The sequence below is a fragment of the Alcaligenes pakistanensis genome (genome assembly GCF_014652815.1).
Taxonomy (GTDB): domain Bacteria; phylum Pseudomonadota; class Gammaproteobacteria; order Burkholderiales; family Burkholderiaceae_B; genus Alcaligenes; species Alcaligenes pakistanensis.
On record NZ_BMZN01000003.1, the window covers coordinates 444,124 to 469,756 of the forward strand.

Consider the following 25,633-nt stretch of genomic DNA (forward strand, 5'->3'; position numbering starts at 1 on the left):
TTAGAACCTGGCGTTAAGTTCAAGCTGGATGATGTCGATAGACAGCGGCGCACCGTAAACTTCCTTGGAGCTGCTCCAGCGCAGGTGCCCCGTTACGTTCTTCTCGAAGGCATAGCCTGCACCCACGAAGTAGCCGCGTGCATTGGTGCCGCCCAGGTGGAAGGAGGAGTCGTTATAGCCATCAGGCATGGCGTCCGGCTCGATATACTTGTAGCCCGCAAAAGCCAGCCAATCGCCCTTGTCTTTCAGGCCCAGGCTGCTGCCCAACGTCGCTTGCACCATCCAGGCATTGCCGCCACTTTCGATTCCGGTCGGGTTGCCAGAGGCGTCGTACGTGCCGTTGGAGGCGATGTTGTACAGGCCACCCGCACGGTCCACCATCTTGTTACTGTCGTAGGCCAAGTTGCGCACATAATTACCGGCAAGACGCAGGTTCAGGCCATTCATCACCTGCGTATCCCAGCGCATATTCACGTCCAGCAAGTTGAACTTGGAGGCCAGACCCACGTACTGCCATTCGTTCCAGTTCTTGGGGTCTGCCGACCACTGGTGAATATCACGCAAGAGGAATACGGTATTACCCTTTTGCATGAAGGCGGGGCGTGACCAGTCCGTATCACACACATCGCTGGAGGCATACAGCGTGCAGGCGCTAGAGCGCTGGCCAGCGATATTGTCGAAGTGGTAATAGGCCAGACTACCGCGCAGATTATTGCGCTCGTTTATCTTCCACTCGGCACCGATCTGCGCACCCAGCAGCCATTTGTTTTCACTGGAACCTTCGGACAGGCTATTGCGATCCCACGGCGTGTTGGCGTATTCCAACGCGTATGCACCCAGATTGCCAAACAGCGTCACCGGGCGATCCGACAGAGCATGTTTGAAAGCCGCAGAAATACCGTCCACATTCAGGTCAGATGACCACAGCAAATCGGTGGAATCAAAGGGGCTGGACGCGCGACCCGCCACAACAGTGGCCCAGTCGGTGGGGCGATAGGACAAGTAGGCCTGATCCAGCCACAAGTGTTTCTTGCCCATGCCGTTACCCAAGGTATCGGAGGTGGACACCGGGCTGTCATCACTGCCGGTTGCCAGACGAATACCGGCCTCCCAGCGATCAGACAGCGTTGCTTTCACACCCAGACGAGCACGCACACGCCACAGATTGCGGCGGTCCTGGCGGCTGTTCAGATAAGGAATCTTCAGACCATAAGGCTTGTTCTCGACCACGGTAGGTACTGGGCCGCTGTCGTTCCACTTGGCAAAATTGATCAGCTCGTTGCTATTGGCTCCATCCATCAGGCGCGACTCGTTGCGCACCCGCACATCGCCCTCTACCGTGATGCGCGACACCCAATCCGGGAAGGTGTTGGGCTGGGCCCAGTTCTCGGCCTTGGCTTGCGACATCACCTCGTTTTTGACTTCTTCACGGATCTGCTCGCGCACGGTTTCCGGGATGTACGTCACACGCACATCGCCGGGCTGGGCCTGTGCCGCACCGGCTGCTCCAATATCAGCTTTACGCGCCTGGGCGGCTTCCGCCTCGGCCTGGGCCACCAGAGCATCGGCCTGCGCTTGAGGCAAGACCCCTTGCTGCACCAGCAAGCGAATCAGGTTAACGGTGGCGTTCTGGGATGGCGCCTGCGCCAGCACGGGGCCGGCGGTGCAGGTCAAGGCCAGCGCCACCGCGCAAGCCAGCCGAGTAGGATGAGATTTCATGAAAAGCGCACTCCAAATCATTCGGTCAAATTCGGTCAAAAATGGGCAGACAATCAACTGGGCCTACGACCCGTTACCTGGGCTCGGATAGGCATGCTTACCGACGCTGGGGGCCGCTCGCTCAAGCGCCCTACTTCACGCAAGGCAGCAACTAGCGCCGTATCAATCTCGGTGTCGCCCGAGGACTGCGCCAGGGAGACACGGGTAATGGACCCGTCTTCGGTCAACCACAGCTGCACCTGGACGCGGTAGACCAGGTTGCGAGTGCGGCTGTCTTCACGCAGGATTTTTTGCAGTGCATAAGCCAGGTATTGGCTATAGGTGGCATTACCGGCACGGCCACCACCGCTGCCGCCCATGCCCCGGCCCTGACCGGCGCTGATGTTGAAGCTGTCAGTACCAGCCTGGGCATCGCTATCCATTTGCATCGGGTCTGACAAATCGTCCGAGGGCGTGGGTGGCGCTTCGTCCTCCGGCTGAGGCTCTTCCACAGGCGTAGGCTCAGGTTCCGGCTCCGGCTCGACCACTTCCTCTTCTTTAGGCTCTTCAGGCTCCGGTGGCGGCTCGGGTTCGGGCGGCGGTGGAGGCGGTGGAGGCAAGGGAATCAACATGGGCTCTTTGGGCACCTGGCGTGTGATCCCCGCCATGTCATTGGCCCACTTCCAGACCCACCAGCCCAACAGCGCCACCAGCACCACAACCAGCACCTTCACAGCCACCCGCCGCCAGGACACGCGTCGGGGCGTTTGCGGTTTGGATGAGTTTGGCAACATCGTTAGAACACCAAGTAACTTACTGAGGTTTGCCGGTCACAAGACCGACCTGGGACAGCTCCAAGCGCCGCAATACATCCAGCACTTCCACCACCTTCTGGTACTGCACGATGCTGTCGCCGCGCACAATCACCGGGAAGTCCGGGTTCAGGGCTTTTTCAGTCCGCAAACGGTCTTCCAGCTCGGGCAACGTCACGGGATAGGCATCCAGAAAAACCTGACCCGCCTCGTTGATGGAGATGGCTTTGGTCTTGGGCTGGACCAGGGACACGGTGGAACTGGCCTTGGGCAAATTCACCTGAATCCCGGAGATCTGTGCGGTAGCGGTCAGGATGAACATGACCAGCACCACCATCAGTACATCGACCAGCGGGGTAATGTTGATGCCGTCCACGGCTGCGGAGTCATCGTCGTCGTCTCGTAGGGCTGCCATGTCCGTTCCTTATGCCGAGCCAGCAGCCTGGGCATTAGCCAGATCAAGGTCAGCGCCTTGAGCCAATGCAGCCTCGTGCTTGTCGTGTTTGTTTTTGGCAGGCGTGGTGTTCTGGCCATGGACTTCAGCCAGACGAGTCACAAACTCGTCCACAAACACACGCATGTCGGCGCTGACATCTTTGTTGCGGCCAACCAGGCGGTTGTAGCCAAACAGAGCGGGGATCGCGACGAACAGGCCCATGGCGGTCGCCAGCAAAGCAGCAGCCATACCGGGAGCAATGGCATTGATGTTTACATCGCCTGCCATAGCCGTACCCAGGAACACCACCATAATGCCCAGCACAGTACCCAGCAGACCAATGTAGGGACCACCGGCAATGGCGTTGGACAAGATGCCCAAACGGGCGCCTAGTGCCTGATTTTCTTGTGTACGGACACCATCCATGGAAGCGCGAATGGCTTCAATCGAATTGGGGGACAAGGCTTTCATGCCTTGGGCCTGACGGTTGTGCAGTTCCTTCACTCCCATGCGGTACAAGCGCCACAAGGAGGAATAAGCAAAATCCTGCTCGGCCTTGGTGTCGGTTTGCACCGCATCCAACTTGCCGCCGGACTCACCAAAGACGTCGCGGAAGTGGCGGTTGGCCTGCTGCACACGCCCCACTTGGCGGCTCTTGCGATACATGATGACCCAGGACTGGAACATCATGAATACCAGCACACCGATCACAATCCAGGCGTCCATAGGAACAGCTTTGAGCAAGAAACCCAATGCGCCAAAACCAAAACCGGACTGCTCTTCATCCACTCCGTATGCGATCAGGCGGGACTCAGCACCCTGAGCCAAGGCATCGGCATAAATCAGGGCCGCAGGTCGAGCAATTTTGGACAGACGCAGTTCGTCGATAGCACCAACAAACGGCGCATACGTAATGACAGGGGCAGCCACAGAGGCGGCACTTTCGGCCCCGGCGGTTGTACCGGCGCTGGTCTCTGCCGCCGCACCTTCAGCACTGGGCACTTCAGCCGGTGCAGTGGCCGGTGCAGCCAACAGGGCACCAGGCACATCACCTCCGACAGCAGCCACCGTATTTAGCGCAGGCAAGCTGGCATTCAGTGATGCAGTCGCGCGGCCTTGTACGTACAAGACAACTTGGCTGCCATCCGCTGTCACAGCCAGATGCTGCCATGTGCTAGGTGACAAAGGCGCACCCGCAGGGCTGCGTTGGCCATTGATCTCCACAAAGGGCACGCCCTGATCCAGGCCAATCAGAAAGCTGTTGGTGCCGTCACGACGGGCATACACCAGTTGCTGACCTTGTGGCTGGTCAGCACGGACCCAGGCGCTGAAGGAAAACGCACCGGCGGCAGGCACCGCCAAAGAAGGGCTGGCAGGCAACATCATGGGCGAACCACTAACGAACTGCGCAGCGCGTCCAGACACCCCATCGATCACACCGGCAGGAGCCGTTTGAGCGTGGTTGGTATAGGCCGTGCTGTCACGCGAGGGCGCACCGGCAGCACCATCGAAGTGGTAGACCAAGGTGTAATTGGGATCAAAAGTGATCTGGCCATTGGAAGCCAGCGGGGCTTTCTCGTTGCCGTAGTACATCCAGATATCCTGCTTCTGGCCCGCACCCACTTCAGGAACATCCACCCAGACCAAGGCCATGCCCATCAAGGGATCAAAGCTTTCGATCTGGTGATTGAGCACGTTCTGATCGTCGCCGGACACAAAGCGCAGGTCCGAGCCGTTTTCATTGGTGCCATCAAAAGAAAAGTTGCCGGTATGCAGGCGTACCAACAAGGGCGTACGGCCCACGTTTTCGCTGATTGCCCCGCCCTCGGGCGTGGTATCGACAGAGATTTGCTTGCGGTACTGCCACTCAGGCTGCCACCAGGCATGCGCCACGGCAGGTAGCCAGCCCACCATCACGGCGAGCATCAGAAGAAGAAGGCGTTTCATGATCGAATTACTCCGGGAACAAAATCAGGCAAATTGTTCTGGCTAAGGGGGTCAGAAGGAGGCGCGCAAACTGAAGTGCAGGCGCGGATCGTGTCGTTCAGTGTTGACGCCTTGCGTCAGGGGATAGGCCCAGTCAGCGTGCAGGGACAGCCAGTCGAACATTTGCAGACGTGTGCCTATGCCCACACTGGCCAGATGAAAACTGGACTCTTGCTCAGGCAGGGGATCACGCAGGCGCAAACGGGCAACATCACTAAAGGCATAGAAGCGCCACTCGTTGACCGAGGGGCCAATCCAGCGGGCCAGGGACGGCGTACGCAACTCAAAGCTGGCCATCCAGCCATCGTCAGCACTGCGTTCGGCAGCCAGATAGCCGCGTACGCTGGTCGCACCACCGGCCGAGAACTGTTCGTTGGACACCAGAGCGCCCGAGCCAATCTGAAAGCCGACCCGGCCATAGGCCTGCCAGTCTTTGGCAAAGGTTTCGGTGTGGTTCAGGTCGCCCTTGAACACCATGAAACTGGGGCTGGCCATCCAGCGCTTGTAGTCGAACTCTTCCCACTCGCTGTTCAGGCCAAACAGGCTGCGGCTGGCGCCAGTCAAGGTCAGCCCGACACTGGTTTGTGAATCCTCGCTGTAGCGGTAGCCGTTATAGGCCAGCGTGAAAGGCAGATAAGTCAGCGGCACGCGGTCGCTGCTGTCGCCAAAGCGGGTTTGCTCTTCAAAATCTTTGTAGTCCATGCCGATCGAAGCGGTGTGATACCAGGGACCGGACTGCGGGAAGGTGTAAGTGACATGAACGCCGTAAGACTGTCCCTTACCCAGCACATTGGTGTCGCCCACGGTAGAGACATCGCTATCGGACTTGTAGCCAGAAAAAGCCAGATTCCAGCTAGGTGACAAGGGCAAGGAGTAGGACGCCGACCAGACTTTGGCGTCCTGCGTGTTGCGTGGCGCGGTGAAGTAAGTCAGCGAAAAAGCGTGACCACGCTGCCAAAGATTGTCGTGCCCCAAGGTGACCACGCTACGCAGATTGCTGGTGTCGGCGCTGTAATCATTATTCAGCCCCACGCTGGCACTCCAGGGGCTTTTATCGTCTACACGCAAGTCCACATCCATGGTGCCGGGCACACGCCCTTCTTTCACCATCGGCATGACCTGGCGGCTGGCACCCCGATTCAGCTCGGCCAGTTCGGCCTGGGCTTTGCTGAAGTCCGGCACCTTGCCCTCTTGCAAGGACGGCACGCCGTCGCGAATGGCCAGTGGAGAGTAGTGCTCGGCCCCCACAACACGGACGCGGCCAACCTTGGTCTCGGTCACTTGAAAGAACACCACGCCATCGGCCACGGCCTGCTCGGGTAGATCCACGTAGACCGATTGATAGCCTTGGGCGTTATAGACTTCCTGCAAGGCGTCGCGGGCTTTTTCGATATCTCCCAGGCTGCGCTCGGGACCTAAAAAGGGGTACACCGCTTTTTCAATACTGCGGGCATCCAATACGGTATTGCCGCGCACAATGTATTCATTAATACTGACCTTGCGCTCGGCTTGCGCGAAGGCACTCTGAGGCAGCAACAAGGCCAGCGCCATTATTGGCGCAGCACACAGAAGGTGGCCCCGCCACCCGGACAAACGGACCTTGCGCCCTGGAATTTCTGCTGGCATCACGATGCTTACGATCCTCAATCTGATGAGCGGTGTGTCTGCTTCCCCGTCCGGACTTCAGGCAGGGAAGGCACGCCGCGCGACTCGTTGACATCTAGACGCAGCAGAACTCCAAACTTCTCGTTTGTAACAAAAACTTCATATTTCTTTTTGGGCGACGGGAGAAAAACAGGGGGACTCCCGCCAGAATGCAGGACCTGTTTTGAGGCGGTGCAGGAGGATCTGGCGCCTGCCTGTCATAAAAAATTCATCCAGCCGGAAAGCGGCCTGCGCTAGGGTATAGAAAAGCCAAGCAGCCTCTTGGTTTGACTCTTCTTTGCTTGCACAGCCCTATGCGACCCCTACTGTTTTTCTTATTGTTTTTCACTCAGGCAAGCAGCATCGCCCAGGAACGCACCCAGTCTGAATCGACAAGAGCGCCCCCTGCCGAGGCTTCGCCGGGTTGCGTCAGTGTGGTGGTGGATGGGCAAGCGGCCCTGTCTTACGATTGCTTGAGCCAGCAAATGCAGCCCAAGCCAGGGCCAAGCACGCCTGGAGTGGGATCGGAGGCGATCATCCAAAAAGGGCCGAACGCGATGGGCTTGGTGAACCCGGCAACGACCAGCAATCGTATGGGGTCGAACTTTGGCACGTCGGCCTATCCGCAACGGCCACCTAGGCCCATCACGTCTTCGCCCTTTGCAGCGCCGAGCCCTTAAAAAAAACAGCCTTCAAGAAGGCGGGTTTAGCTGCGTTGGTATTGCAAACAGCGCCCCTTGTAGGACAACTCCTTACCTTCGGGCATCAAAATAGGCCGGTCACGCAAGCAGACTTGTCGCACCAGTTCAAAACCGTAGCGCTCCATTTCCTGGGTAAATTTATTGCGGTGCCCCCGATCCGGGTCAACCACCCAGACCTCGGCCTGCTCTTTGGCTCGCTGATTCACCAACTGTGCCAACTGAGCGGGGGTGTTGCCCTCGTAAAGCAGGTCGCTGCCCACAATCAGGTCATAACGCTGTCGAGCAGGATTCAGTCCCAGTGACGCCAGCAAGTCGGGGCAGGATTGCTCCCCCCATTGCGCATGCACATAAGGCAGGTCTGACAAACCATTCAGCGCTTGATTGAGTTTCAGAAAATGTGGCACCAGGGGGTGACAATCACTGGCATGGATGTGCGCGCCACGCTTGTGCATCAGCAGGCTGGTTAAACCCAGGCCGCAGCCTAATTCCAAGATCGTTTCATCTGCCCGAATAGGACGGTTTTTCAGCTTACGAGCCAACTGAATGCTGGACGGCCACACCAAGCCAAACAGCGGCCACACTGCCGGGCCTATACCAAGAGCCTGCGCATGCCCAAGAGGATCGGCATATTGCAAATGATCGGCTAAGGCACGAATACGTAACGATTCTCCGGGTGAGATTCGTATATGCTGAAGACGGGTTTTGAGCGGGGTAGAAGCGGGTGAGGTAGAGCCATGTAAGTCTGACATAGACTGATGATCGTCTATATAGACATAAAAAGCGAATTTAAGCCATTTTCGCAGTAGTTTAAACTATAGATAACAAAAATTACGCGAACTTCGGCTTAACCCCTTCCACGAGGATTTCTATTGTTCAGAGACTTGATGAGCGACTTAGACGGCTATTCCATTGAATCTCACATCTTTTTAGATGTGCCTTTTGTGCCTAGCGATGACCTTGTCATTGACACCATGCTGACGATGGCGGGTGCCGGGCGCGATGATGTGCTTTACGACCTGGGCTGCGGTGATGGCCGCATTGTTATTGCTGCCGCTAAAAAATACCGTACCCGCAGCATAGGCATAGAACTGGACCCCTTGCGTGTCGCTGACGCCATGGAGCAGGCGGGTCTGGCTGGCGTCGAATACATGGTGGATTTCATTGAAGAAGATATCTTCGATGCGGACTTCAGCGAAGCCTCTATTCTGACGCTTTACTTGCTGGACTCCATCAACGTGCAGCTACGGCCACGCATCCTGAAAGACATGCGTCCCGGATCGCGTGTGATATCGCACGCCTTTGATATGGGCGACTGGGAGCCGGACGATCTTTTAGAACTAGGCGGTATCAAGCTCTATAAGTGGATTGTGCCTGCCCAGGTTGCCGGTGAATGGGAGTGGGAAGGCCTGGATGGTACGGCTTACCGGATTAAGCTCAAACAACGCTATCAGGACGTGATCGGCAAAGTCTGGATGAATGACAAGCCAGCTTTGCTGGACAGTATTTACCTGTCCGGAGACTGCCTGGAACTGAGCATTCAGGCGGACGAGTCATCCCCTTTGATCTGGACCACTTTGTACTTTGATCATAAGGAACTGCTGTCTGTGGAGGAAGAAGCCGCTTGATGGCTGCCGGCAGCTTCTTCCACACCATCCGGCCCCGGCATAAAACCGGGGCTAATGCTTAGAATTGATACTTCATCGTCAGCATGATCTTTTGTGGCGCACCGTAAAACCCCTGCGAGTCCGACACCAAGTCCACATACTTCTTGTCAAACAAGTTATTCACGTTCAACTGAGCCGAGAGACTAGAAGAGAAACGATAGTGAGCCATGACATTGGCCAGCACAATAGAGCCTTGCTCACGGCGGGCCTCTATATTCGGCGCCACCTTTCTATCTGTATAAATGTGGCTACGCCACTGCAGACCACCACCAACCGACAGTTTCCCCTCCGTACCGGGCACCACATAAGAGGTCTGCAAATGGGCCAAGTTCTGTGGACGGAAAGGTTGGAAGGCCCCACCCTCGGCATTGCGCACCAAGGTACGGCTAAAGCCGGCTGATAGCTGCCAACCGGGCTGAATCTCTCCCGACGCTTGCAGCTCGAAGCCTTCGCTAGTCACGCCCTTAGCCCCTCGGTATGCAAAATCGGGCGTGCCGGGCACGGTTTTGTCACCGTCCTGTTCGGCCACGTTATCTTGCTCGATACGGAACAAGGCCAGCGAGGTGTTGAGCCTGCCCTCGAAGTGCTCAGACTTCAGGCCTAACTCGTAACTCTTGCCTTGGACCGGGTCCAGATAGCTACCATTGGCATCACGATAAGACTGTGGCTGGAAGATATCGGTATAGCTGGCATAGGCCGTGAAGTTCTCATTAATGTCATACAGCAAACCCGCATAAGGTGTGAACACATGATGCTTCATGGTGTCCTGACCCGCTACACGCTTCCAATTGGTTTGACGGCCACCCACAATCAGTTTCAGCGAATCGCTCAGCGACAAGCGCAGCGCGCCGTAGACTGCATTCTGGCGGGTTTCCTGCTCTCCTAAAGCCTGAAATTCCCCCCATGCGGGTTCCGGATAAGAACCATCCCACTGGAAGATATTGCCCACTGGGGAATTGCCTAGCGGTGGTTGACTGCCATAGCGATAGATGGCCTTGCTACCCATCAAGCCGACAAACGCCTCATGCTCCTGACCGAAGGCGTTAAACGGCCCAGAGACCTCCAACGAGCCACTGTTCTGATCCAGCTCCTGATACGAGTTATTGAGCATCGTGCTCATCCCCTGCCCAGTGATAGGGTTAGGATGGCCCATCAAATAAATCAGCTTGGAATCGTATTTACTTTCCAGACGGCTAACGGTGGCTTTCAAGGACCAGCCGTTCTCAAAACGGTGATCCAGACCGGCATAAAAAGTACTGCTGGTCGTGTTCCAATTCGTCCAGTCTGCTCCGATGCTGAAGGAGCGACGCCAATCCAGATCTTGCCCGTTGCTATCCAAGGTAGGCAGCCCCCCCCAGGTCACGCCAGTAGGACGCTTGGCCTGATGCTCTACACCCACGCGAACGGTGGTGTCAGGCGTCAGATCCGCCTCTGCTGTGGCCAACCAGGCGCGATTACGGGTGTGATAGCGGTCGATATAAGAGTCTCGCTCCTCCATCATCCCGGCCACACGCGCCCGTACGGTGCCATCCTTATTCAAGGGAGTGGAAAGATCAATCGTGCCTCGGTGGTGATCCCAGGACCCCACGCCCACTGACGCCGAGCCGGTGAACACATCACTGCTGGCACGTTTACGCACCATATTGACCGAAGCACCGGGGTTACCGGCTCCGGTCATCAAGCCGGTAGCACCGCGCACGATTTCAATACGATCGTACAGAACGGGGTCGAAATTAGAGGTTCCAAAAAAATCGTTCTTCGTCTCTACGGGGACCCCATCGTATTGATAGTTGTCGACAAAAAACCCGCGCGAGTAAATGTCGGTACGATCGATATCGGACATGGTGGTGGCAATCCCCGTCACGGTACGGAACGTGTCACCCAGCTTGGTCAGGTTCATATCGTCGAGCTGCTGTCGGGTCACTACGCTGACGGACTGTGGAGTCTCACGCGGTGACAGACGCAAACCGGTTGCCGCCGCTGTAGCCTGCACGGTGTAAGAGCCCGAGCCTTCCGTAGACAGCTCACGCCCCACGACTCGCACTGGGGCCAGCTGGGTAGTCTCGCCTTGAACAGGACGGGACAAGGACACATTCTTGCCATTGCGGCGGAACTCCAAGCCTGTGCCTGCCAGCAAGCGGCTCAAAGCCTGGTCAGCGGTCAAACTTCCAGAAACAGAAGGGGCGTTGATCCCTTTGACGGCCTCGGGCAGATAAAAAATCTGCAGCCCGGCCTGCGCTCCCAGTTTTTCCAGCGCTGCCGCCAAAGGCTGGGCCGCTATGCTAATAGCCACCGGAGCTTCCTGCGCCTGAGCGTGAGGCGCGTGCAAACCAAAAGCAAGAAAAAGCGAGAGTGCGAGGGCGTTAAGGCCAATCAATGTCGTACCCCGACGCGCTGAGGCGGTGGGTTTAGCTTGCGTGTCCAGCATGAACAGAGTTCCAAAAAATAAGTACGCGCACGATGCGCAGACGCCCTTGGCCAAGGCTCTGGGCCAGCCTGTCTCCAGTCTGGAAATGCAGGCCCCCATAAGTAAGACGCTATGGCTGGAAATTTTCCGGAATGATTCTCACTGCCCTTTTTGATACAAAATGTATCTTTATCTGCTTTGACTGGAAATGCTTAGAACAGTACCTGCAGCAGGATCTCAGCCACCCAATCAAAAATCAGCGATCAGCAAGGCACTACCGTCGGCCTCACGCGCCACCTTGACCGGCGCAATATCTGGCAGGATAGCCAGCGCTGCTGTCGGCTCCTCTATGCTGAGCGTGCCTGAAATACGCAGCTTGGCGACCCGCGGATCAGTCACCCGCACAGGTTGGGCCAGATAGCGGCTTAACTCGCTGGCCACCAGGGACAAGGGCACATCACGGAACACAATGCGTCCTTGCTGCCAAGCCGTCATCGCCTCCACACGATCCTTGTCAAACTGAACCAGACTGTTATGCAAAGCGCTGGAGAGCTGACCAGCGCGCAGCAACGCCCGCTCTCGCCGCCACCAAGGGCCGGTAGACAGTTGCACCGAGCCTTCCCGCACAGCCACCGTCACCTCATCGGCTTGCCGACGCACATTGAACTGCGTGCCGGTCACCAGCACCTGCGTCGAGCCCGCTTCCACCGCAAATGGCCGGTTTTTGTCAGCATGAACGGCAAACAGTGCCTCACCCCGCAGCAAGTCCACACTGCGGTGAGACTCATAAAAGGCGATGCTCAGTTCCGTGTCGGTATTCAGGTCCAACCGCGACCCATCCGGTAATTCGACTTGTTTACGCTCACCTCGGGCGGTCAGCAATCGCTGGGTGAAAACGGGCGACTCTGCCCACATGGGGCGGCTGACCCAGGCTCCCGCCGCCACGGCAGCAAACGTCGCCCCTGTCCCCATCAAGAGGTGCCTACGGGTGATGCGGCGAGCGCCATGATCGGGGCTGTCCATAATCGCCCGCATCTCATCCTTGGGCAGATGATCAGCCACGTGCCAGACCTGCTGCAAAGAACGGTACTCGCGCTCATTGGCGGGATCACGCGCCAGCCAGGCATCCCGCTCTCGCTGTTCGTGCGGAGCCAAGGTGCCGAGCTGCTCCCGGGCAAACCAGTCCAGGGCTTGCTCTCGCGGCAGATTGGAGGGGGTGGCGTTATCGTGTTTAGGCATAGTTCGCGTCGCTAGGGACACAGGACCAAAAACTGTGCCCTTCACTATTAAGACGTTTGAACATAGTGAAATCCGGAACTAATGGGGGGCATAGTTTTGTAACTTTTTCTGAAGATGCCTCAAGGCCCGCTTCATGTATTTTTCCACCGAGCTGGGTGTCAGATCCAGTTTCTCTGCGATTTCCTTTTGGGTATAGCCCTCTATTTTGTTCCATAAAAACACCTGCTGGCACTTTAGCGGCAATTCCTGCAAGGCTTCCCGTAGCGCCTGACTTAACTGCGCCATACGCAAATCGCTGTCCGGGCCGGGCTGAACCGGGTGTTCATCCTCATGCAAATCCTGCAAAGCCACAAGCTCTTGACGCGACTGGCGGCGAATTTCACTGATCAGCTGGTTCTGCGCGCTGCGATACAAATACGCTTTTTGGTCTAGTGCGGCAGCATGTTCGCCTCGCAACAAGCCCTCGATGGAGTCCTGTGCCGCATCTTCCGCATCCTGCGGCAAAGAGCTGCGCTTCGCCCACGACCCGATCAGCCCGCTGTAATGAGCGAGCCACGTTTTCTTAGACGTAGGGCGGCGGGACATGGGAAGGGCTGCAGGCAGGTATCGAGTGAAGCGAGCATATTAACAATAATTCTCATTTCGATATAGGAAAGTGCTCGCAGCGTGGCGTCCTGTCCCACCCTGCAAATTTGCAAGATGGCTTGCAACATTGGCGCTTTCCTATCCTGCCCGGCTTCTGAAGAATGGTGAGTACAAATCCAATCATAAAAAGGAGACAAACATGGCGGATATCTCTGCCCAGGTTTATGAGGCTCTTTACGCCAAGCCTCAATTCCAGGATCTGGTACGCAAGCGTAGAGGCGTTGTACTGCGATTGTTGTTCATCAGCATGACCTGCTTTTTTCTAGTACCCATTCTGTCCAGCTTTACTCCCGACCTATTCCGCCTGAAAGTCACCGCCTCTACCAATTTTGGGCTTTGGTATCTGATTGCCCAGTATCTGATAGGCGGTGCTGTGGCCTGGCGCTATGCCGTCCAACTACGCCATCTGGACAAGATGGTTCAGCACTTAACGCAACAAGAATCCCAGCAGTCCTCCCTACCCTCGACTGCCATTTAAGGGACTCATCATGAAAAAAACAGTATTTGCGACCACCTTAATAGTGGTCAGCGAAACCGCGCTCGCACAGGAAAGCACCTTGGTTAACGAAGGCAACAGGGTGCTGACATTTTCAGTCTTCGCTTTTCTGTTTCTATTCACGCTAGGCATTACGTTTTTGGCGGCACGTCGTAACTCCACCGCCAGCGATTTCTACACGGCAGGCGGCGGTATCAGCGCCCGTTTCAATGGTCTGGCCATTGCCGGGGACTATCTATCGGCGGCCGCCTTTTTGGGTGTTTCCGGGCTGATTGCGCTGTACGGCCTGGACGGCATCAGCTATCTGATCGGGTTCTTCGTCTCTTTCATTCCCGTGTTAATTCTGGTGGCGGAACCCTGCCGCAACCTGGGCCGCTACACGCTGGGCGATGTGCTCTCTTATCGCAACAACTTCCGTGCTACCAAGCTGGTGGTTGCGGGCTCCAGCATCCTGGTCGCCTTGTTTTACATGGTGCCGCAGATTGTGGGCGGGGCCGTCATTATCCGAGCCCTGATCGGCATCCCCTACGAGGTTTCGGTAGGCATTGTGGGCTTGATGATGCTGATCTATGTGCTTTTTGGCGGCATGCGGGCCACCACATCAGTGCAGGTACTGAAAGCCGGGTTGCTGATCTCGTTTTGCTTTGTGCTCGTCATCCTTTCCTGGGCCCCCTACGGCTTTAACGTAGAAGCCTTTTTTGGCTCAGTCATTTCGAGCCCCACCATCCAGAATCATGTCATCAGTTTTCTGGGGCAGTCCTCTTTGGGCGTGGCCGAAGCCGGGCAACGTTTCCTGGAACCAGGCCTGTATTTGAAAAATCCAATCGAACAGGTTTCCCTGGGTATGGCACTGGTGCTGGGTACAGCGGCCATGCCGCATATCCTGATGCGTTTTTTTACCGTGCCCAATGCCAAGGCAGCACGTAAGTCTGCGCTGTATGCCATGTTCGCCATCGGTTTGTGCCATCTATTCATTGTGGTGATCGGCTTTTCTGCCGCATTGAATGTAGGCCCCAAAGCCATTCTGGGGCTGGATAAAGGCGGCAATCTGGCGGCTCCCATGCTGGCGCAACTGTTGGGAGGTGGCCCTGAGAGCTTGATGGGCAACTTCATGCTGGCGGTGGTCGCTGCCGTGTCCTTTGCCACGATTGTGGCTGTGGTAGCCGGGCTAACGCTGGCAGCAGCGTCGTCTCTGGCCCATGACGTATATATCGGTGCGATTCGCAATGGCTCGGGCACAGAGCGGGAACAAGTGATTGCCGCCCGTATTGCCACCTTGTTGATGGCTGTCATCTCCATCATTGCCGGCATTGCGGCCAAAGGGCAAAACGTGGCGCACCTGGTCGGTTTGGGCTATGCCGTGGCGGCATCGGCCAACCTTCCTGCCCTGGTCTGCACCTTGTATTGGAGGCGCTGCAACACCGCCGGTGTCGTGGCCGGGGTAGTGGGCGGCACGCTGCTGTCCATCGGGCTGGTGCTGGTATCGCCCAACATGACATACCCCTTGATGCAGAAAGAAGCGGCACTGGCCACGGTCACCACCATGAATCAAAAACTGGCCGCAGCAAGCGACCCGGCCCTGCGCGACAAGCTGACGACAGAACGCGCTACGGCCCAGGCCACGGCTGACGCCATCCCCGCCAACGCGACCAGCGTAGTCGGTCTATCCAAGCCCCTGATCAGCCTGCGCAACCCCGGAATTATCTCCATCCCCTTGGGCTTTTTACTGGTGATTCTGTTCTCGCTGTTTACACGCAGCGCCTTGTCTGAATCCAAGTGGGTAGAGATGTCCGTTCGCCGGGAAACCGGATTAGGTGTGGCCCAGGCCACGGTTCACTAAACCTTGAGAGAAACACACACCATGTCACTTCCAATCACCCACGTTGCCGCCGCGCACATTGCCTCTGTTTACATGGACGCCGCCGGTTCCGTGCGCAAGGCCATCGCCATCATCGACGAGGCCGCCCGCCACGGTGCCGAGCTGCTCACATTTCCTGAAGCTTTTATCCCTGGCTTTCCCGTCTGGGCAGCCTTGTGGGCTCCCATCTACAACCACGAGTGGTTCAAGAAGATGGCAGCCAATAGCATCCATATTGATGGCCCCGAAATTGCCCAGATCCGGGCTGCAGCCAAGCGCAACGGCATCTTTGTATCGCTAGGTTTTAGCGAAAGCACCGAGGCCAGCGTAGGCTGCATCTGGAACTCCAATGTGCTTATTGGCGACGATGGCAGCATCTTGAATCACCACCGCAAACTGGTACCCACCTTCTACGAAAAAATGGTCTGGGCACCCGGTGATGGCCATGGTCTGCGCGTTTGCCAAACCCGCATTGGTCGCATTGGTGCCTTGATCTGCGGCGAGAACACCAACCCGCTGGCACGCTATTCTCTGGCCGCTCAGGGCGAACAGATCCATATCTCGGCATGGCCTGCCATCTGGCCCACCCGCATGCCTAAATCCGGCCAGAATTTCGATAATGTGGCCGCCAATAAAATACGGGCTGGTGGCCACTCTTTCGAGTCCAAGGTATTCGGTATTTTGAATGCCGGTTTTATGGACAAAGCCATGCTGGACGCGCTGACGGCAGACGGCGATGCCCAGGCACGCGAAGTGCTGGAAAACACCCCGCGCGCCGCCACCCAATTCCTGGATCCCACCGGCGCATCAGTAGGTGATTTTCTGCAGAATGAAGAAGGCATTGCCTATGCCACGTTTGACCTGAACGCCTGCGTCGAACCCAAGCAATTTCACGATATTGTCGGGTACTACAACCGCTTTGATGTCTTTGATCTTTCTATTGACCGCCGCCGCATCACCCCCGCCACATTCCGGGGTTCAAACAGCGAAAGCCGTAAACAGTCACGTAGCAGTGAGCCCGTGCAGGGCAGTCAGGTAGCCAGTTCGGAAACGATGGAAGAGTAAAGCCATCTTCTGACACACCCTGCAAGCAGCAACTGCCCTGTACTTCCGTTGCCTCGGGAGTACAGGGCAGCCCCATTCTCCTTTTCCTCACCATTCCTATACAGTCCGCAACACGGCATGCATTGCAAATTTGCAACTCCCTGAAAGCTTGATCTACACAGTGATCGCGCGCAGTAGACTTAAAAATACGCACGGGTTTAAGCACGCACGCTGAGCCCGCCTTGCAAATATTCCTGTCTCGGGCTGTGGCTATGTCTCCTATTGATCCCAATTGGCATGATTTGAAGATTTTCCTGGAAGTGGCACGCTGTGGCACCTTGGGTGCAGCAGCCCGACGCCTGAAGGTGGACCCGTCCACCCTGAGCCGTCACATCAGCCGACTGGAAGAAACCATCAATGCACCTATATTCGAGCGCAACAACCAGGGTCTGCATCTGACCGCAGGCGGGCAAGGCTTGCTGGAGTATGTGGAATCCATGGAAGCCAGTGCCGTCGCTTTGGCCGAACAGTTGGGCGATCACCCCAAGGAGCCCTCCGGCACAGTCCGGGTCGGCTCCATGGAAGGCATCGCCTCTTTATATCTGGCAGCGGAGTTCCAGGGGTTTTCCGCGCTACACCCCAAGATTGCAATTGAACTGGTCACCACCACCCAGCAAATGCACGTCAACCGGCGCGAAGCCGATGTTTTTCTAAGTTTTTTCCCCATGGTCGGCAAGTCTATCGATGTCACCCCTTTAGGCTCCTTCCCCCTGCATCTGTACGCCGCACCGGAATACTTGACCCAACATGGGCATCCCACCAGCCTGGAGGATCTGCTGGACCACCAGTTTGCATCCTATGTGGATGACCTGATCCAACTGGATACCGTGCGCTGGCTAAACGAAGTGATCACCCGGCCCAAGCTGTCCTTTCAGTCCTCCAGCATGATTGCCCAGATGTTTGCTGCCGCTGCGGGTGCGGGCATTGTGATGCTGCCCTCTTTTGCCAAACCGGAGCGGCTGGGACTGCTGCGTTTGCTTGATGAGCAGGTCAATGTGCGCCGCACGATCTGGATGACGGTGCACCGGGATCTGCAATACCTGCCACGTATCAAGGCAGTGACACGTTTTCTGGAAAAAACCATTGCTCGCGATTACCCCTGCGAGCCACCCGTTCGCAATCCGGAAGCCAAGGCATAAGCCTGTGTCCGTTTCCGTATCTGCATGATCCTCAGGCCGCAGGCGCATGAAACATGGGCGCACTTTACTGACAAAGAGAAACGTCTTCTTAACGGTAGGTCCCGCCGCCGATGTTAGGCTGGACTGAAATCTGTTCACACCGTCAAAGGAGTTGCAGTCATGCGTTTTTCTTCAGTCTATGCAAGGTTCGCGCTTGTCGCGGCCACAGCAGGCACCAGCCTGGCTCTTGCTGCACCGGCTCTGGCCGATGTCACCATTCCCATGAAAATGGCCACAAAAGACGGGGCAGGCGACACCATAGGCCAGGTCACAGTCAGCCAGACGCAATACGGCCTGGTTTTCACTCCGGATCTGCAAAAGCTGCAAGCGGGCGTGCATGGCTTTCATGTGCATGAGAACCTCAGCTGCGAACCTAGCGACAAAGACGGCAAGATCACCCCTGCCGGTGCCGCAGGCGGCCACCTGGACCCGGACAAAACCGGCAAACATGACTTCCCCTGGGGCAATGGACATTTAGGCGATTTACCAGGCCTGTACGTGAATGCGGACGGTAGCGCCTCCACCCCCGTGCTGGCTCCACGCTTGAAGTCGCTGGATCAAATTAAAGGCCACGCCTTGATGATCCATGAAGGCGGCGACAACCACTCCGATCACCCTGCTCCCCTGGGTGGCGGTGCCGGGCGCATCGCTTGCGGAGTGATCCAATAACAGCCTTCACCTCTTTAACTTTTCCAAGGAGATCCCATGAACGAAACGATTGAATCTTCCTTTGAACAACTGCAAGAGATGATCAAGGACATTCGCTTTGCGATGTTCGTCACCCATGCGGAGCACGGGCAACTTCATGCCTGGCCTATGACGACCCAAAAGGCCAGGATGGGTTCAGAACAGGAAGGCTACGAACACGACAAACTCTGGTTTTTCATGTCGCGTTCGGGCCTGCCGGTCCACAATCTGTTGGTCAATCCGCATGTGAACATCAGCTATGCCGACCCTAAAGGCGATACCTATGTATCGGTATCCGGCATGGCCAGACTGGTCGATTCCATGAACCAGAAAGAACGCTTCTGGAACCCCATGACCGAGGCCTGGTTTGAAGAAGGTATTACCGACCCGGATGTCGCGCTGATTTGCGTGCAGATCGACAGTGCCGAATACTGGACGGTTCATGAAGGCAAGCTCAATCAAGTGGGCAAGATGCTGAAAGCCACTTTAATGGGCGAGCGCCTGACTGAAATCGGGGAACACGGCAAAATCACACCCGCCACCAAGCGGACTCTTTAACTCGGATTCTGCCCTGTTTCAAAAAGACAAAAGCCCGGCCTTGCGCCGGGCTTTTGTATGAACACAGAATGGCTTGCTCAGGGAACTTTCAACCACCGAGCGATACGCGTGTATAAAGGCCCGGTCAGCACCAGTACGCAGACCATGCGCGCCACCTGAAAAGACGTCACCAGAGGGGCGCCTAATTGCAACACTTTGGCGGTAATAGCCATTTCGGCAATACCACCGGGGCTAACGCTCAGAACCAGTGTGGGGTAGGCAATATCCGAGAGCCGATACAGACCATAGGCAAAGCCAAAAGCCAGTACCAGATTGAGCAGGTTGCTGATTGCGGCAACCCCCAGATAACGTGGTGCACGGCGGAAAAAATCGGGTCCGAATTTGTCACCCAAAGCCCAACCGATGCATAGTTGCCCCAAGTTGGAAATCTGCACAGGCAGGCCGGACAAAATAATGTCGTTGTACGTCAGTACGGCTACCACCAGCAACGGGCCCAGCACCCATGGATTAGGCAAGCGCAAGACCTGGAAAATAAAGCCTGCCGCACTGCTCAAGAGCACCAGAAGAGCCAGACCCGGCAGATTCAAAAAGTCAGGTCGAAGCAGCGAGCCGGATTGCTCACCCGAAAAGCCCAAGGCCTCGAAGGCAAAGGGAATAATCACCACAACCATCAATACGCGCAGGCCATGAGCAGATGCCACCAGGTCCGGACGTGCCCCATAACGCTCTGCCAGCCCCGTCATTTCACTGGCCCCGCCCACTGCGCTGGCAAACCAGGCGGTACGCAGATCCGTACCGGCAAAACGAGTCAGCATGAACGTACCGATGCCGCACAAGACCAGCGCAAACACCATGCCCATCACAATAAACAGCGCATTACTGCCGATCAGATAAACCATGGCAGGGGTGAAATACAGCCCTAGCGATGCGCCAATAACCCACTGCCCGGCATTACGCGCCAGCGGCAAGCAAGCGCCAGGGCTACCAGCCATCTTGGTCGCTGCCGTCAAAATCAAAGCGCCCAACATCCAGGGCAAAGGCATGCTCAGCCACGTAGCCACCAAGGCGCCGATCAAGGCCACCCCAAAACCAAAGGCAATTCGAAACCAGATAGCCATAGCAAAAACAACAAGGCCAGGCCGCAGCCTGGCGCTCTCTCCCGATAAAAACCCTGCAAACCATGCAGGGCATACCTACTTAAACCGTGTCGTGGGCATTCTTACGCCGCGCAAGGCGACGCAACAGAATCGGACCTACACTAACCAAAACAGCCGCAACCCACAAGGAAATTGACACCGGACTCTCGAACAAAATGCCGATCTCGCCATCCGTAATGGACAGGGCACGCCGCAGATTCTGCTCCATCATATTACCCAGGACTACACCCAAAACCATCGGCGCCATAGGCACATTCATCTTGCGTAGAAAATAGCCCAGCACCCCAATGCCTACGACCAACATCAAATCAAAGGTCGTGCCATTAATCGCATACACACCGATATAGCTGATGGCCAAAATACCAGGCACCAGCAAACGCGGTGGAATAGCCAGCATGGAGGCGAACACACGCACCAAAGGCACGTTCATCAAGAGCAACATGACGTTGGCCACCATCAAGGAAGCGATCAACCCCCAGACGATCTGTGGCTGGGATTCAAACAAGGCAGGCCCTGGCGTGATGTTGTACAGCGTCAAAGCTCCCATCATGACGGCGGTTGTCCCCGACCCCGGCACCCCCAATGTCAGCATGGGAATGAAAGAGCCGGTCGCCGCACTGTTATTAGCGGCTTCAGGCGCGGCCAAACCTCGCATATCACCCCGACCAAACATTGCATTGGGGTCTTTGCCTTCGATGTACTTTTTCTCGTTGGCATATGCCACCGCAGAAGCCACGCTTGCCCCCGCACCCGGCAAAATCCCGATAAAAAACCCCATCAAACCGCCGCGTACCGTACTCCACCACGTCAAGGTCAGCTCTTTCCAGTTAAAGAGCTTACGTTTGCTCTTGGGCACTTCGATCGATACGCCCCCCAGCAAATTCTCCAGCATCTGCAACATCTCGGCCACAGCGAACAAACCAATCACGACCACCACGAAATCAATGCCATCGGCCAGATTTGGAATATCAAAACTGTAGCGGTACACCCCCGAGTTGGCATCCACGCCCACGGTTGAAATAAACAGACCCAGCATGGCCGCCAGAATCCCTTTGACCGGCTCATCACCCAACAAGCTGGTTAACGCGCAGAAGGCAAAGACCATCAGCACAAAATACTCGGCAGGACCAAAGGCCACCGCCCAGCCGGCCAACATGGGCGCAAGCAGCACAATGCCGCAGATGGCAATCGTGGAGCCAATAAACGAAGAGAAAGCAGATAAAGACAGCGCCACGCTAGCCAGGCCTTTTCGCGCCAGTGGATAGCCATCCAAAGTCGTCATGACTGCAGCTGCCTCACCGGGCACATTGATCAGGATGGACGTAATACGGCCACCATATTCCGCCCCTACATACACAGCCGCCAACAAGATCAAGGCAGACTCGGGTGGCAGCTTCATCGCGAAGGCAATAGGCACCAGCATGGCAACGCCGTTGATCGGCCCCAGCCCCGGCAGCACACCCACAATGGTGCCAATAAAGGCACCAATCGCTGCGACCAGCAGGTTCTGGACAGAAAAGGCGACACCGAACCCTACGCTCAGATAATCAAGAATCGAGCTCATAGCCACTCTCCCAAAATGCCACTTGGCAGCACCACATCCAAACCTAAGTCAAACAAGATAAACAGCCCCACTCCCATCCCCAACCCGCCGATCACGGCCTGCTTCCAGGAGCCACCGAACAGGCGTGCAACCAAACTGACCATGATCGTGGTCGCAATGATGAAACCCAGCCATTGAAATAACCAGGCATAAGCCGCCAGATACGCCACCATCATCGAAATGCGGCCATTGGCGCCTGATGGGTTGGCAGCCACTTGCCCGCCACCCTTGATAATCAGGCGCAAGCCGCACAAGGCAATGATCAAGGCCAGCAGCAGGGGGAAGGCCTTGGGGCCAACAGGCTCATAGGAAAAAGGGGGCTCTAGGTCGTAGCCAAAAGCTGTGATCAGGGCGGCAAGCACCAGCGCGCCCACGCCTAGCACGCGATCATTCAACGTCATGATGGAATCTCCGGATTCGCCCGCCATACACGGCGGAACAGACTGGCAGTGTTCCCAGCGCAAAAAAAGCCGGGAGTGCCGTAAAGACTTATTTTTTGATCAAGCCGAAAGAGTCGGCCAGTTCTCGATACTGCACCACTTGTTGCTTGACGTAGGTGTCCAGTTCTTGACCGCTCATATTGAAAGGGAACAAGCCCTGCTGGGTTTGCATACGAGCAAACTCCGGGGTTTTCATCAAGCGCTCAAATGCTTGGACCCACCACTGGTATTGCTCATCAGACACTTTGGGGCCGACGTAAAAGCCACGAATAATCGGCCATTCAATATCAAAGCCCTGCTCTTTGGCGGTAGGAATACTGGACAGGGCACCCTCTAGCCGTTTGTCATTGAATACGGCCAAAACACGAATGGGTGCACCACCTTCCAGCATGGTGTGAGCTTCAGCCGCATCACCCATATAAGCCTGAATATGGCCGCCACGCAAAGCCGTCATGGCTTCGCCACCGCCTTCAAAGGCAACAAAGCGCATTTTGCGGAAATCCACGTCGGCGGCACGGGCTGTTAAAGCCGCCTTCATCCAGTCCTGGCCACCCACAGAGCCGCCTGCCCCCAGCACAATCTTGGTGGGATCAGCCTTGAACGCTTCCATCAGGGAGCTCAGGTCCTGATAGGGCGAATCAGCACGCACAATTGCCACACCATAGTCGCTACCAACCGATGCCAGCCAGCGCACGTCCTCTACCGAGTATTTGCCGAACTTGCCCTGCGCCAGATTCAATAGGGAGCCGCCCGAAAAAGCAGCAATCGCATTGCCATCTCCCGGACGCTGCGCAACGATATGGTTATACGCCACGGCACCCACGCCACCTGGCATGTAAATGGTACGCATGGGATTTTCCAGCACTTTGGTTTCCAGGAAACCATTTACGGCGACACGGCAGGTCAAGTCAAACCCGCCGCCGGGTTGGGCAGGGGCGATACATTCTGGCTTGGATGGTTGTTGGGCATGTGCACCACTCAAGCTGCTCAACCCCAGAATGCTGCTGGCCAGCAGCATTCGTAGTTTCATGTGAATAGTCATTGGATCGCCTCCTGGAGGATCGTCGTCGTTGTAATGGTTGCGACCTTACCGGAGCGAAGCTTTCGCCTACCTTTCAGTTCTGCCAAAAATCGCTATTTTCAAGGGTATTCCCTGAAAACAAAATCAGCGATCAGACGCATCAAACTCCAAACGCACGATCAGTCCGCGCAGCCTAGGTCCAGGCTGCAAGCTCATGCGAGCTCCGTGAATTTGAGCAATAGCCTGCACAATAGCCAGGCCCAGACCCGAACCTTGCAAGGCCTTTCCAGCCTCCCCGCGCCGGAACCGATGGCCAGCCTTGGACATATCGTCAGTGCTCATGCCAGGTCCGTCATCCTCGACCTGGATGCTGCACACATCGCCTTCGCTCCGAACCGACACGGTAATGCGTGCGCCCCTGGGGCAATACTTGATCGCATTGCTGACCATATTGCTTAAAGCCTGTTGTAGCAGCCATGCCTCGCCCGCGACCCAGACCGGCTGGGTGGGAGCATCCAGACCCAGATCCTGCCGGCGTGAACGGGCCAGACTCCACAGTTCATCCACTACCTGCCCAGCCTGCTGACACAAGTCCACCGTTCCCAAGGTGGCTCGGGTACGCAGTTGATCTGCTGCATCCCGTACACGTGATAAAGCCACCATCTGATGGGTCATCTGCGCCGTATTGTTCAAGCGCAGTTGAATCGCTTCCAACACCTCTTTCATTTCATCGGTCTTGGCTAGCGTCAAGGCAAAATCCACTTGGGTCAACAACACCGCCAAGGGTGTTTTCAACTGATGGGAAGCATCATCCAGAAACTGTTGCTGCTCACGTGATTTGCGCGCATAGCGATCCATATGCAAATTAATGGTCTGCACCAAGGGGCGCACCTCTCGGGGCAGGCTGGCATCGCTAATGGGTTCCAGATTATCAGGAGAGCGGTGCCGCACCTCCGAACTGAGCTTGCGCAAGGGGCGCAAAGCCAGCAGGGTGCCTGCCAAAATCAACAGAATAAAAAGGCTCAAAACTGCGATATCCTGAATCAGATTTTGAATGATGACTTTGTGAATAAATGCATCGCGTTCACTGATGTTTTCACCCGCCTGAATCAGCACCCGACTATCTTGATACGTTTGTAGCCGCCCGTCTGACTCCAGAGCAACAGCGGCGATACGCAGGGGCTCTCCCAGATACTGGGCGTTATAAAAAATGGGCTGGTTGTTCACCAAACCAACAGGTGGCAAAGGCATACCGGTAAAGCCTATTTCCGACAACCCATCTTCGGTTGCCACCCGGAAATACACCTGACTGCTGATGGTGTATTCCATGAACTCCATCATGTAATAAGACTGTTCCATCGCCAGTCCACCACTGATGGTGCGTACATTAGCTGACATGGATTTCAAGGCACCCGCCAAAGCCCGATCAAACGCGGCATTCACCTGATCTTTAAGCGCCATGCTGGACACAAACAGGGATACCCCCGAGGTCAGAAAAGCGACAGGGATCAACATGGATAACAAGGTTCGACGCAGGCTGCTCAGGGCCATATTGACTCCAGATTGTGGCCAAAGCCACTAGAGGCAAGAAGGATCACACTAGGGCTCATCATCCGTCACCGGTTCCAGGCAATACCCTACACCTCTCAAGGTGACAATGTGCACGTCCGACAGCTGCAGCTTCTTGCGCAGGCGATGCACCAGCACCTCGATAGCCTCGATATTGATTTCGTCCTCATCCTTGTCATTGAGCCGATCCAAAATGAACTGCTTGTTCACCGGCTCCCCGCTGCGCTGGACCAGAATACGCAACACCTCCCCCTCTCGTGGCGACACTGACAAAGCCGCTCCATCCAGCGTAAAACGCTGCGTGGACAAATCATAAACCAGGCTGGCACAAGCCATGCGTGGCTTGTCCTTGCCACGACTGCGACGAATCAAGGCATTGACGCGGGCAACCAACTCTTCAATACGAAACGGCTTGGGCAAAAAATCATCCGCCCCGCACTCTAAAGAGTCGACACGCTCTTGCAGGGAATCACGCGCCGTCAAAATCAGCACGGGAGTGCGGTTATCTTCCGAACGCAAACGAGCCAGCAAAGCACGCCCATCCATTCCGGGCAGGCCCAGATCCAGAACCAACGCATCAAACTCTTCAATCTGAAGGCGATGATGCGCCACTAGCCCATCGTTAGACCATTCGACCGTAAACCCTTTCTTTTGCAGGCTACGTGTCAGCCACAAGGCCAAATCTGGCTCGTCTTCAATCAGTAAAATTCGCATGGCGGCCCTTAAAAAG

General features: G+C 56.2%; 23 protein-coding genes. 8 read left to right on the plus strand and 15 right to left on the minus strand.

Annotated elements, in window-relative coordinates:
* The 5 genes from IE156_RS11315 to IE156_RS11335 are packed head-to-tail and all read right to left on the minus strand — an operon-like array spanning position 1 to position 6,483.
* The gene (locus tag IE156_RS11315; protein WP_189392632.1) at positions 1–1,719 is read right to left on the minus strand and encodes a putative porin; all 1,719 of its coding nucleotides are present in this window, start codon (positions 1,717–1,719) and stop codon (positions 1–3) included.
* A 53-nt stretch (positions 1,720–1,772) separates the two neighbouring features.
* Positions 1,773–2,492 (minus strand): cell envelope integrity protein TolA, encoded by a 720-nt coding sequence (locus IE156_RS11320; RefSeq protein ID WP_189392633.1) that lies wholly within the window; start codon positions 2,490–2,492, stop codon positions 1,773–1,775.
* Positions 2,493–2,511: 19 nt separating this feature from the next.
* Positions 2,512–2,925: an ExbD/TolR family protein gene (locus IE156_RS11325; RefSeq protein WP_189392634.1), complete on the minus strand. Its 414-nt coding sequence runs from the start codon at positions 2,923–2,925 to the stop codon at positions 2,512–2,514.
* A gap of 9 nt (positions 2,926–2,934) precedes the next feature.
* The gene (locus IE156_RS11330; RefSeq protein WP_189392635.1) at positions 2,935–4,893 is read right to left on the minus strand and encodes a DUF2341 domain-containing protein; all 1,959 of its coding nucleotides are present in this window, start codon (positions 4,891–4,893) and stop codon (positions 2,935–2,937) included.
* 51 nt (positions 4,894–4,944) lie between these two features.
* A complete protein-coding gene (locus IE156_RS11335; RefSeq protein ID WP_373296530.1) occupies positions 4,945–6,483 on the minus strand; it encodes a ShlB/FhaC/HecB family hemolysin secretion/activation protein in 1,539 nt (512 codons plus the stop codon).
* Positions 6,484–6,890: 407 nt separating this feature from the next.
* Between IE156_RS11335 and IE156_RS11340 the strand changes: the two genes are divergently transcribed.
* Positions 6,891–7,256, plus strand: coding sequence for a hypothetical protein (locus tag IE156_RS11340; RefSeq protein ID WP_189392636.1), 366 nt, complete (start codon positions 6,891–6,893; stop codon positions 7,254–7,256).
* Positions 7,257–7,282: 26 nt separating this feature from the next.
* Here IE156_RS11340 and IE156_RS11345 read toward each other — a convergent pair whose 3' ends face one another.
* Positions 7,283–8,026, minus strand: a complete 744-nt coding sequence (locus tag IE156_RS11345) for a class I SAM-dependent methyltransferase (protein ID WP_189392637.1) — start codon at positions 8,024–8,026, stop codon at positions 7,283–7,285.
* A 135-nt stretch (positions 8,027–8,161) separates the two neighbouring features.
* On the opposite strand from IE156_RS11345, the gene IE156_RS11350 reads away from it, so the two are divergent.
* The gene (locus tag IE156_RS11350) at positions 8,162–8,902 is read left to right on the plus strand and encodes a class I SAM-dependent methyltransferase (protein WP_229841244.1); all 741 of its coding nucleotides are present in this window, start codon (positions 8,162–8,164) and stop codon (positions 8,900–8,902) included.
* A gap of 58 nt (positions 8,903–8,960) precedes the next feature.
* Here IE156_RS11350 and IE156_RS11355 read toward each other — a convergent pair whose 3' ends face one another.
* The 3 genes from IE156_RS11355 to IE156_RS11365 form a co-directional block, all read right to left on the minus strand.
* Positions 8,961–11,369 (minus strand): TonB-dependent siderophore receptor, encoded by a 2,409-nt coding sequence (locus IE156_RS11355; protein WP_189392639.1) that lies wholly within the window; start codon positions 11,367–11,369, stop codon positions 8,961–8,963.
* 228 nt (positions 11,370–11,597) lie between these two features.
* A complete protein-coding gene (locus IE156_RS11360; protein ID WP_189392640.1) occupies positions 11,598–12,587 on the minus strand; it encodes a FecR family protein in 990 nt (329 codons plus the stop codon).
* 78 nt (positions 12,588–12,665) lie between these two features.
* A complete protein-coding gene (locus IE156_RS11365; protein ID WP_189392641.1) occupies positions 12,666–13,172 on the minus strand; it encodes an RNA polymerase sigma factor in 507 nt (168 codons plus the stop codon).
* A 199-nt stretch (positions 13,173–13,371) separates the two neighbouring features.
* Between IE156_RS11365 and IE156_RS11370 the strand changes: the two genes are divergently transcribed.
* The 6 genes from IE156_RS11370 to IE156_RS11395 all read left to right on the plus strand — a co-directional run bounded on the left by IE156_RS11370 (position 13,372) and on the right by IE156_RS11395 (position 19,113).
* On the plus strand, positions 13,372–13,710 hold the full coding sequence (locus tag IE156_RS11370; RefSeq protein WP_189392642.1) for a DUF485 domain-containing protein: 339 nt from the start codon (positions 13,372–13,374) through the stop codon (positions 13,708–13,710).
* A gap of 10 nt (positions 13,711–13,720) precedes the next feature.
* Complete coding sequence (locus IE156_RS11375) at positions 13,721–15,568, plus strand: solute symporter family protein (protein WP_189392643.1); 1,848 nt, start codon at positions 13,721–13,723, stop codon at positions 15,566–15,568.
* Positions 15,569–15,589: 21 nt separating this feature from the next.
* The gene (locus tag IE156_RS11380; RefSeq protein ID WP_189392644.1) at positions 15,590–16,651 is read left to right on the plus strand and encodes a carbon-nitrogen hydrolase family protein; all 1,062 of its coding nucleotides are present in this window, start codon (positions 15,590–15,592) and stop codon (positions 16,649–16,651) included.
* Between the two features lie 251 nt (positions 16,652–16,902).
* Positions 16,903–17,829: a LysR family transcriptional regulator gene (locus tag IE156_RS11385; RefSeq protein ID WP_189392645.1), complete on the plus strand. Its 927-nt coding sequence runs from the start codon at positions 16,903–16,905 to the stop codon at positions 17,827–17,829.
* Positions 17,830–17,988: 159 nt separating this feature from the next.
* Positions 17,989–18,537 carry a superoxide dismutase family protein gene (gene sodC / locus IE156_RS11390; protein WP_189392646.1) on the plus strand — a complete coding sequence of 183 codons (549 nt, stop codon included), beginning with the start codon at positions 17,989–17,991 and terminating at the stop codon, positions 18,535–18,537.
* 36 nt (positions 18,538–18,573) lie between these two features.
* Positions 18,574–19,113 (plus strand): pyridoxamine 5'-phosphate oxidase family protein, encoded by a 540-nt coding sequence (locus IE156_RS11395; RefSeq protein ID WP_189392647.1) that lies wholly within the window; start codon positions 18,574–18,576, stop codon positions 19,111–19,113.
* A gap of 77 nt (positions 19,114–19,190) precedes the next feature.
* On the opposite strand, the gene IE156_RS11400 is transcribed toward IE156_RS11395, so the two are convergent.
* The 6 genes from IE156_RS11400 to IE156_RS11425 form a co-directional block, all read right to left on the minus strand.
* Positions 19,191–20,231, minus strand: a complete 1,041-nt coding sequence (locus IE156_RS11400; protein ID WP_189392648.1) for an AbrB family transcriptional regulator — start codon at positions 20,229–20,231, stop codon at positions 19,191–19,193.
* Positions 20,232–20,310: 79 nt separating this feature from the next.
* The gene (locus IE156_RS11405; RefSeq protein WP_189392649.1) at positions 20,311–21,834 is read right to left on the minus strand and encodes a tripartite tricarboxylate transporter permease; all 1,524 of its coding nucleotides are present in this window, start codon (positions 21,832–21,834) and stop codon (positions 20,311–20,313) included.
* A complete protein-coding gene (locus IE156_RS11410) occupies positions 21,831–22,268 on the minus strand; it encodes a tripartite tricarboxylate transporter TctB family protein (protein WP_373296531.1) in 438 nt (145 codons plus the stop codon). Before IE156_RS11410 ends, IE156_RS11405 begins: the two co-directional genes overlap by 4 nt.
* Before the next feature lie 94 nt (positions 22,269–22,362).
* On the minus strand, positions 22,363–23,355 hold the full coding sequence (locus IE156_RS11415; protein WP_189392651.1) for a Bug family tripartite tricarboxylate transporter substrate binding protein: 993 nt from the start codon (positions 23,353–23,355) through the stop codon (positions 22,363–22,365).
* A gap of 123 nt (positions 23,356–23,478) precedes the next feature.
* On the minus strand, positions 23,479–24,885 hold the full coding sequence (locus tag IE156_RS11420) for a sensor histidine kinase (protein ID WP_189392652.1): 1,407 nt from the start codon (positions 24,883–24,885) through the stop codon (positions 23,479–23,481).
* Positions 24,886–24,933: 48 nt separating this feature from the next.
* Entirely contained in the window at positions 24,934–25,617 is a 684-nt protein-coding gene (locus IE156_RS11425; protein WP_189392653.1) for a response regulator, read from the minus strand.
* Between the last annotated feature and the right edge of the window lie 16 nt (positions 25,618–25,633).

Bases quoted from the DNA above. Each gene is read 5' to 3' on its own strand.
- IE156_RS11315 (WP_189392632.1), bottom strand. From the start codon at position 1,719: ATGAAATCTCATCCTACTCGGCTGGCTTGCGCGGTGGCGCTGGCCTTG.
- IE156_RS11320 (WP_189392633.1), bottom strand. From the start codon at position 2,492: ATGTTGCCAAACTCATCCAAACCGCAAACGCCCCGACGCGTGTCCTGG.
- IE156_RS11325 (WP_189392634.1), bottom strand. From the start codon at position 2,925: ATGGCAGCCCTACGAGACGACGACGATGACTCCGCAGCCGTGGACGGC.
- IE156_RS11330 (WP_189392635.1), bottom strand. From the start codon at position 4,893: ATGAAACGCCTTCTTCTTCTGATGCTCGCCGTGATGGTGGGCTGGCTA.
- IE156_RS11335 (WP_373296530.1), bottom strand. From the start codon at position 6,483: ATGGCGCTGGCCTTGTTGCTGCCTCAGAGTGCCTTCGCGCAAGCCGAG.
- IE156_RS11340 (WP_189392636.1), top strand. From the start codon at position 6,891: ATGCGACCCCTACTGTTTTTCTTATTGTTTTTCACTCAGGCAAGCAGC.
- IE156_RS11345 (WP_189392637.1), bottom strand. From the start codon at position 8,026: ATGTCAGACTTACATGGCTCTACCTCACCCGCTTCTACCCCGCTCAAA.
- IE156_RS11350 (WP_229841244.1), top strand. From the start codon at position 8,162: ATGAGCGACTTAGACGGCTATTCCATTGAATCTCACATCTTTTTAGAT.
- IE156_RS11355 (WP_189392639.1), bottom strand. From the start codon at position 11,369: ATGCTGGACACGCAAGCTAAACCCACCGCCTCAGCGCGTCGGGGTACG.
- IE156_RS11360 (WP_189392640.1), bottom strand. From the start codon at position 12,587: ATGCCTAAACACGATAACGCCACCCCCTCCAATCTGCCGCGAGAGCAA.
- IE156_RS11365 (WP_189392641.1), bottom strand. From the start codon at position 13,172: ATGTCCCGCCGCCCTACGTCTAAGAAAACGTGGCTCGCTCATTACAGC.
- IE156_RS11370 (WP_189392642.1), top strand. From the start codon at position 13,372: ATGGCGGATATCTCTGCCCAGGTTTATGAGGCTCTTTACGCCAAGCCT.
- IE156_RS11375 (WP_189392643.1), top strand. From the start codon at position 13,721: ATGAAAAAAACAGTATTTGCGACCACCTTAATAGTGGTCAGCGAAACC.
- IE156_RS11380 (WP_189392644.1), top strand. From the start codon at position 15,590: ATGTCACTTCCAATCACCCACGTTGCCGCCGCGCACATTGCCTCTGTT.
- IE156_RS11385 (WP_189392645.1), top strand. From the start codon at position 16,903: ATGTCTCCTATTGATCCCAATTGGCATGATTTGAAGATTTTCCTGGAA.
- sodC (WP_189392646.1), top strand. From the start codon at position 17,989: ATGCGTTTTTCTTCAGTCTATGCAAGGTTCGCGCTTGTCGCGGCCACA.
- IE156_RS11395 (WP_189392647.1), top strand. From the start codon at position 18,574: ATGAACGAAACGATTGAATCTTCCTTTGAACAACTGCAAGAGATGATC.
- IE156_RS11400 (WP_189392648.1), bottom strand. From the start codon at position 20,231: ATGGCTATCTGGTTTCGAATTGCCTTTGGTTTTGGGGTGGCCTTGATC.
- IE156_RS11405 (WP_189392649.1), bottom strand. From the start codon at position 21,834: ATGAGCTCGATTCTTGATTATCTGAGCGTAGGGTTCGGTGTCGCCTTT.
- IE156_RS11415 (WP_189392651.1), bottom strand. From the start codon at position 23,355: ATGACTATTCACATGAAACTACGAATGCTGCTGGCCAGCAGCATTCTG.
- IE156_RS11420 (WP_189392652.1), bottom strand. From the start codon at position 24,885: ATGGCCCTGAGCAGCCTGCGTCGAACCTTGTTATCCATGTTGATCCCT.
- IE156_RS11425 (WP_189392653.1), bottom strand. From the start codon at position 25,617: ATGCGAATTTTACTGATTGAAGACGAGCCAGATTTGGCCTTGTGGCTG.